Raw genomic sequence first — 7,144 nt, 5'->3', positions numbered from 1 at the left:
GTCAACAAGAGGCAGTTCTTGCAGGGGGAAGGAAAAGAGGAATTGGGGCAGTTCTTGCTGGGAGGTAGGGGAGAAAGTTTCCCCTTTTCCCCTTGCTTATTGCTCCCCTGCTTCTTCATTTTGTTGTGTGAGTGCTGTTGAACGCCTCTACATGATTGATACAGTACTCAAAAGAGTTCAGTTCCCGCTCTACAACTGGCTATAAATGACATAAAAACTACATAGAACTTGCAGGTTTCTTCGAGAATGAAGCATTATTTGCATTTTGGAGTTAGAGAGCGATCGCATTGCAATCGCGCCCTCTCGCCCAATACCGTAGTCAATCGCCCAACCATCGAACCTCTCAATAATATCGAGAGCCGTGTATTTATGAACTTGTAGATCATAAAGTACTGCGATCGCATAAATTATAGCGGTTCTTGTTTACGTGAGGTACACCCTACACCTCGTGATATAATGTTGTACCGCATCTGAATGGGAACTACTATATTCAAATCATCACTAATAGTTTGATAAGCAACTATAAAGCGAATTTTTGCCCCAATTTTTTCTTGGGCAAGTAATCCATAGATAGAGCCTCCTTCACAAGGAAATGCTTTAATTTCTATACTTAATAAAGCTTTTACGTAGTTCAACCATATTGGGTAAAAGCCTTATTTTTTCATGGGTAAAGCCAGGACTCAATTTTATTTAAAACTCAAGATTTTTTACACCAAATTCATGATTATAATTACAAAGAGCAGGATAAAAATAACTTTTTTTATAGCGTTGCTTCTAAAATAAAAATAAAAAAATAAATTATACCTACCATTTGGAAGATTTTCGATTCTAAATTAGATGTGCATTTAGATACAAATAAATTGTTAAAATTGATTATAAGTTGTTTTCTGTTTGTTTTACCGTTGATTATATAGTTCTGACTTTTCACCGCATATGAAAAAGGTCATTTTGAGGGTTTCTCAAGCCCTGATTTTATCATTAGCAGGTAAAAGTCACAGAAAGTTATAATAAAATGGCATTTATGGAACCTTCTGGAACTCTCGCTGGTTTAGATATTCTGGTAGTTGAGGATGATGATGATACTCGCTTCTTCATCACTACTGTGTTGGAAATGGATGGAGCAAAAGTTATAGCAGTAATATCAGCAGATGCGGCACGCAAAGTTTTATCTGAATTGCAACCCGATGTTTTAATTTCTGATATCGGGTTGCCTGGGGAGGATGGTTACACTTTCATCCGCAAAATTCGTGCGCTCAAACCAAAGAATGGTGGACGAGTCCCGGCTATTGCTTTAACAGCCTTTGCTGATAGTGAGGATCGTATCCGCGCCTTGGAAGGTGGCTTTAACACTCATGTATCTAAACCGATTGATCCAGAAGAACTAGTTGAGATAGTGGCTAGTTTGGTTGGTTCTTGTAATTGGTAATTATGAAGTGCTAGTGTTCAATTACTTCCTCTTACCATTTTTCCCCATTCGTGCAACAACTCTATTTTAAAGCTGATATAGCGGTTCCCATTCAGATGCGGTACAACATTATATCGCCAGGTGTAAGGGCACGGCAGCGCCCATTAGTGTCAACAAAAGCTTAGAAATAGCAAAACTTTCGGCTTGACTCACGCGCCTGGAACTAAAGTTCTTTGGCTTTTAGCTAAAGTCTACTTCAGTAGACTAAAGATTTTTGGGTATATTTTAGTCACAAGGAGATGACTGCTGAATCCCTAATGTCTCGATGCCATCGTCCATCTTCACCCAGTCCAGGAATTTCATTGATTCCTAAGGTTTTTCTCAAAGCTAAATACGATTTACCTTCTTCTGTAATGTGAAAATAGTTTTTTAAATCTCCTTCTCCATCTTGTTGAATTTTTTCAATTCCTTTGCCCACAAAATTATTAATAAAACCCATAGCTCGAAGATGCTTCAGTTCCATTGCTAAATCATCGTCAAATTTAAAGTTAAATTCTTCTTGGGAATTAAGCATAATTAGATGCTTAAGTTCATTGCCATCAATCAGATATCTAACTAAAAATTGCAATGTTGCTGATTGTTGCTCCTGAAGTAAGTCAATCCGCTTCTGTTGTCTATTCAGTTCGGCTATTTGCTCATCTTGCAACTTATTGATATCATCCTTAACTTCTTGCTTGAGTCTCCTTAGCGCAATTCCCGTACCTGAAATTGAGATATCATCTATGTTATCTAGCAAACCTGAGTTAAACAGCAAAATCAAACTAAATATAATAACTTCCGTATTTCCAATTCTACGGTTTTCTTGAGGAGGTGGGGTAGGAGTAAGTACGATAAAGAGTAAATACAATAATCCTGTAATAGACGCTATCTTTAAAAACCACCAGTTCATATTTCGCTTAGGCTTTTCTTTGGTTAAGCTAGCGTCGGAGTCTGGTGGTGACAAAGGCTGTTCTGAACTGCGCTCAGATTGATTAAAAGCTAGTTTTTTGAGCGTTTCTAGCTCTTTATTCGCCATTTAGGTTCGCTGCTGGAATAGGGGACAGAAGATACTGATTCTGGATAGGCAAGCGCTGCCTTTGTAGAAGATGATGCATTTTTATGGTATAATAGCAAATTTTGAATTTAACTTGCTCTACTGAAATGCGAATTGAACCATACAACCCCCATCAACTTGATGCCGTCATTCGTCTTTCGCTTCGGGCATGGACTCCGGTCTTTGATTCGATTCAGAAAGCGATAGACCTTGACGTGTACCGGGAACTCTATCCCGATCCCGATTGGCGTGTAAGCCAGCAAAAGGCTGTCGAGGAAGTCTGTGCTGACGCAAACACAAAGGTGTGGGTTGCGATGGTCGAAGACCCGCCTTTCCTACGGAACGCTCCGCGAACGGCGATCGACTCTGGTTCAACTGTGGGCTTTGTAGCCGTGAAACTCCACTCAGAGAGCAGGTTGGGAGAAATCTACATGATCGCCGTCGATCCAGACTATCAACGTCGAGGCATTGGCAGCGCTCTCATGGAATTCGTTCTTGATTGGATGAAAGTTGCTGGGATGTCGGTTGCTATGGTCGAGACTGGAGGCGATCCTGGCCATGCCCCGGCACGTTATACCTATGAAAAGCTGGGTTTCGGGCTCTTACCGATCGCCAGGTACTTCAAGAAGTTGTAGGTGCAAAGGGTTTGAAAAATCTTGCAAAACCAAGTTTAAAGGCATCGGTAGTCTCATGGATTTCGGCAGGAGGTGTAAATGCAATAATATCGCCACGATGGGCTACGTCTTTCCGTAGGCGATCGCTCTCTTGAGGTGACAGCATTTGATCGAATAATCGATTTATTTGGCGCTGCATAATTTCTACTTCTCTAAAGGTTCCCAACGAATTAAAGCCATTTTGTTTTCCTCAATTTACTTAATTCGATTCAATCTTAAAAGCCTGGTTTCTGCCTACTAAAAAAGAAATAGTGTTTCTGCAATTATTTCTATCCAATGGTTTGAAGCTCTGTGAACAATTACTGCATTTTTAGATACAAATGAAATTATAAACAAAAGCAACAGTAGCTAAATTGCTCAAAATACTACTAAAGAGCTAAGACAAATTCCTGTAATTTAGGTAACATGTCGTTATTTATTTTAATACTGATGTTCATATAAGACTTAATAGCTAGGAGATTTTCAATGAAAACTAGAAAGTTAGGCAAACAAGGACTGGAAGTTTCACAGTTGGGACTTGGTTGCATGGGAATGTCTGAGTTTTACAGTGGTCGTGATGAATCTGAAGCGATCGCCACTATCCATCGTGCTTTGGAACTTGGAGTTAATTTTCTCGATACTGCTGATATGTATGGGCCTTTCACTAATGAGCAATTAGTAGGTAGAGCAATTAAGGATCGTCGAGAGCAAGTAGTATTAGCAACCAAGTTTGGCAATGTTCGTACCGAAGAAGGTGGTTGGAAAGGAGTTAATGGCAGCCCTGAATATGTCCAGACAGCTTGTGATGCTTCACTTAAACGCTTAGGAGTAGAGGTTATCGACCTTTACTATCAACATCGAGTTGATCCAAACGTGCCAATCGAAGATACTGTAGGGGCAATGGCTCAGTTAGTACAGGCTGGTAAAGTGCGCTACTTAGGGCTGTCGGAAGCTGCCCCGGCGACAATTCGACGGGCTGTGGCAGTTCATCCAATTACCGCGCTACAAACAGAGTATTCTTTGTGGAGCCGCGATCCAGAAGATGAAATTTTACCTACTATACGAGAACTAGGAATTGGTTTTGTTGCTTACAGTCCTCTTGGTCGTGGGTTTTTATCGGGAGCCATCACCCGTCCTGAAGACCTTGCAGCAGATGATTACCGGAGAAATAATCCCCGTTTTCAGGGCGATAATTTCTATAAAAACCTGCAATTAGTTGAAAAAGTCAAGGAAATCGCTGATGAAAAGCAAGTCACACCTAGCCAACTTGCTTTGGCATGGCTACTGGCTCAAGGTGAAGATATTGTGCCGATTCCTGGTACAAAGCGGCGCACTTATTTAGAAGAAAACATCGCAGCAACTGAGATTGTTCTAACTACAGATGACCTCAGTCGGATTGAAGCAATAGCAATAAAGGGTTTTACCGCAGGCGATCGCTATCCTGATATGAGTACTGTTAATCGCTGAAGAAGATCCAAAAAATAAAAGCTTTCTTCCGTTTCAAGGATATTATTGCCAAAACCCGGATATTTTGGCGCTTTCGCCTTTACAACATACTCGTGACTATAAGTCAAGAGTATGCGGCTTGTAGAAATCAAATGCGAGATGCTAAAAATAAGTAGGTAAACATAATTAATTACACAATGTCATTGCGAATGCAGCGTTCGCGGTAGCGTCTCGTAGAGAAGCGAAATGAAGCAATCGCAAAAGCTGGGATTGCTTCTCTTCGAGACGCTCCGCGAACGCTTCGCTCGCAATGACTGTAATTAATTTTGCGTAGTTACTTAGTACAGCTTTGCGTAAAATCGTAACGTTTTTAATGCAAGGAGACGCATTGGCATTGTCAGTCGATGCATTGGCATTGTCAGTCGATGCATTGGCATTGTCAGTCGATGCATTGGCATTGTCAGTCGATGCATTGGCATTGTTAGCCGATGCATTGGCATTGTTAGCCGATGCATTGGCATTGCAGGATATTGCCAAATTTAATTCGCTACGAATTAATGAAATGCTGTACTTAGCACCTCGCAAACCATACCGCTTGGATAGCAAAGCGCTAATTCCGATTAAACAACCACAAAATTGTTTTCGGTTAGTGTCACTCCACCATCTAGTTGTGCAAATTGTACCTGAGTAAAGCTAGATTTACTACCATCTTGGTCAAAGAACAATGCACCTGTAGCGATGTTATAGATAAATCGCTGAGTGTTAGTGGTTGCAGATGTTCCGATGGTAAACTGATTTGCTTTGAGTGAACCTGATGATAACCCGCCACGAAAACCATCAGCCGATACCTGAATCAGTTCATTTGTCGCGTAGAAGTCATCAATACTATCAATGCCTTCATTGAAACTATTGAAAGCAAAGGTGTCAGTACCAACTTCTCCAATTAGGCTATCATTACCTTTGCCACCTGTGAGGGTATCATTGCCAGAATAACCCTTGAGGGTATCATTGCCATTGCTCCCCACAATCAAGTCATCGTACCGTGTACCTGTGATATCTAATTGTTCTATAAACTTATAGCTAATTCGAGCAGTACCAGCCGTAATTAAGCCAGTGTTAGTAATAGCATTGAATGTCGAAGTGATCTTTTCTTCAACATTACTGTAATCGACGGACAACACATCGTCACCCTTACCCCCATCTATCGTATCATTGCCACCATAGCCCCCAGAGAACGTATCGTTGCCATTGTTCCCCACAATCAAGTCATCGTACTGTGAACCTGATACCATTTTTGTATGAAGCTGCGCTAAATTATCACCAAGGGTAAATTTGGTTTAAAGTACCTAATTTGCGAGGGAGCATCCCACTTTTTTACATGTCATTGCGAGGAACGAAGCAATCGCAAAATTCTTTAGGTCAAAACGAGTCCATGAGATTGCTTGTCTGCGACACGCACTTGCGTTCGTCGTTCCTCCTCGCAATGACAGTTATTCTCTCATTGCAAAATAAAAACTGGGATGCACCCATTTGCGATGCCATTCCATCAAGCCTGATAATATCAAAAGCGAAGAATTTGAATTTCTAATGATTTAGGGGAAGCGATGGAAGCAAAAAGCGAGGTCACAATTAAGTTTAGTGGCGCACTGCCTGATGCCAAACCAGCAGCGAATAAAAAAGTTGAAGTCTCACTGACTGACCAAAACGGTATAGTCTTCACTGCTCTGATTAATGCAAAAAGCTGGCGCAAGGCTGAAACTAGCGCTTCAGAGTTTGCAGACTGGGCAGGGGCAGTTTCGGGCAAGCTTGGCCAACGAACAGAGAACGGCTTTGAAGTGATTGACGCAGGAATTCAGCTTTTTGAAAAGAAGGCGAAGGAGGTAAAACCAGACGTGGGTGCTGCTGTAGCTGAAGCTGGCGCAGATTCATAGACGCGTTGCAGTACCATCTGAAGATGGTGATAATTGGCGGCTTTAGCGAGGAGAATAGCATTGAGAGGAAAACGTTACAGCGGCTTGTAAAATTTCTGCGAACGACCCACTAATACTAATATTGAAATTAAGAGAGTAGTTGGAGCCGCCCTTAACTATGAGAGTGAAAATCAAAAAACAATTAGGAAGAAAGCCCAGTGGCTAAACATCAGTCCAAACAGCGCTCGCAACAACACGTCTCTAACACAGGGACAAAAGTTGCTGAAAACTCTTTCCAGATGCAACTGCAAGAATTACTGAAGCAGAAAAAATATCGGCAGGCATTGGAAGAAATCAAAAAAAATCAGCGCTTGCACCCTGATATTGAATTCACTCCCAAAGAATCAGAGATTTGGTTGCTACGGGGTCAGCAAGAATTCCAAAAACAAGATTTTAAACAGGCAGAAAAATCCTTTGTCCGCGCTCTAGAATTTGGTTTGGTTGGAGAAGTTCATTATTGTCGGGGCAGTATTGTCGATTAGTGCGCCGGCATTTGCTGAAAGTCGTGCGGTTAATATCAGTATTGGCAGTATTGGTGGCTCCTTAGATAATGCCGCTTTGCGAACAATTCGCCAGG

Annotated in this window: 11 protein-coding genes; 7 read left to right on the top strand and 4 right to left on the bottom strand. The window is 41.4% G+C overall.

Annotated features, from left to right (window positions below; translation table 11 throughout):
* Positions 1 to 246: 246 nt before the first annotated feature.
* On the top strand, positions 247 to 381 hold the full coding sequence (locus LC574_RS38105; RefSeq protein WP_267871590.1) for a hypothetical protein: 135 nt from the start codon (positions 247 to 249) through the stop codon (positions 379 to 381).
* Positions 382 to 407: 26 nt separating this feature from the next.
* Here the strand turns inward: LC574_RS38105 and LC574_RS18565 are convergent, their stop codons facing one another.
* Positions 408 to 635: a DUF2600 family protein gene (locus tag LC574_RS18565; RefSeq protein ID WP_229454870.1), complete on the bottom strand. Its 228-nt coding sequence runs from the start codon at positions 633 to 635 to the stop codon at positions 408 to 410.
* A gap of 386 nt (positions 636 to 1,021) precedes the next feature.
* Between LC574_RS18565 and LC574_RS18560 the strand changes: the two genes are divergently transcribed.
* On the top strand, positions 1,022 to 1,426 hold the full coding sequence (locus LC574_RS18560; RefSeq protein ID WP_229454871.1) for a response regulator: 405 nt from the start codon (positions 1,022 to 1,024) through the stop codon (positions 1,424 to 1,426).
* Positions 1,427 to 1,694: 268 nt separating this feature from the next.
* Here the strand turns inward: LC574_RS18560 and LC574_RS18555 are convergent, their stop codons facing one another.
* Complete coding sequence (locus LC574_RS18555; RefSeq protein WP_229454869.1) at positions 1,695 to 2,480, bottom strand: hypothetical protein; 786 nt, start codon at positions 2,478 to 2,480, stop codon at positions 1,695 to 1,697.
* Between the two features lie 332 nt (positions 2,481 to 2,812).
* Between LC574_RS18555 and LC574_RS39100 the strand changes: the two genes are divergently transcribed.
* The gene (locus LC574_RS39100) at positions 2,813 to 3,133 is read left to right on the top strand and encodes a GNAT family N-acetyltransferase (RefSeq protein WP_229454868.1); all 321 of its coding nucleotides are present in this window, start codon (positions 2,813 to 2,815) and stop codon (positions 3,131 to 3,133) included.
* Here the strand turns inward: LC574_RS39100 and LC574_RS18545 are convergent.
* The gene (locus LC574_RS18545) at positions 3,120 to 3,311 is read right to left on the bottom strand and encodes a hypothetical protein (RefSeq protein WP_229454867.1); all 192 of its coding nucleotides are present in this window, start codon (positions 3,309 to 3,311) and stop codon (positions 3,120 to 3,122) included. The genes LC574_RS39100 and LC574_RS18545 overlap by 14 nt on opposite strands.
* Positions 3,312 to 3,637: 326 nt before the next feature.
* Between LC574_RS18545 and LC574_RS18540 the strand changes: the two genes are divergently transcribed.
* On the top strand, positions 3,638 to 4,618 hold the full coding sequence (locus LC574_RS18540; protein ID WP_229454866.1) for an aldo/keto reductase: 981 nt from the start codon (positions 3,638 to 3,640) through the stop codon (positions 4,616 to 4,618).
* Between the two features lie 352 nt (positions 4,619 to 4,970).
* On the top strand, positions 4,971 to 5,288 hold the full coding sequence (locus tag LC574_RS18535; RefSeq protein WP_229454865.1) for a hypothetical protein: 318 nt from the start codon (positions 4,971 to 4,973) through the stop codon (positions 5,286 to 5,288).
* Here the strand turns inward: LC574_RS18535 and LC574_RS18530 are convergent.
* Positions 5,218 to 5,889: a calcium-binding protein gene (locus LC574_RS18530; protein WP_229454864.1), complete on the bottom strand. Its 672-nt coding sequence runs from the start codon at positions 5,887 to 5,889 to the stop codon at positions 5,218 to 5,220. The genes LC574_RS18535 and LC574_RS18530 overlap by 71 nt on opposite strands.
* A 312-nt stretch (positions 5,890 to 6,201) precedes the next feature.
* Here LC574_RS18530 and LC574_RS18525 point away from each other — a divergent pair, with 312 nt between their 5' ends.
* Both LC574_RS18525 and LC574_RS18520 read left to right on the top strand, forming a co-directional pair.
* The gene (locus tag LC574_RS18525; protein WP_229454863.1) at positions 6,202 to 6,528 is read left to right on the top strand and encodes a hypothetical protein; all 327 of its coding nucleotides are present in this window, start codon (positions 6,202 to 6,204) and stop codon (positions 6,526 to 6,528) included.
* 197 nt (positions 6,529 to 6,725) lie between these two features.
* Complete coding sequence (locus tag LC574_RS18520; protein ID WP_229454862.1) at positions 6,726 to 7,049, top strand: tetratricopeptide repeat protein; 324 nt, start codon at positions 6,726 to 6,728, stop codon at positions 7,047 to 7,049.
* Positions 7,050 to 7,144 lie beyond the last annotated feature (95 nt).

The sequence above is a fragment of the Nostoc sp. CHAB 5715 genome (assembly GCF_020829685.1).
Classification (GTDB): Bacteria; Cyanobacteriota; Cyanobacteriia; order Cyanobacteriales; family Nostocaceae; genus Nostoc.
This window is presented reverse-complemented; position numbering and strand designations above follow the sequence as displayed.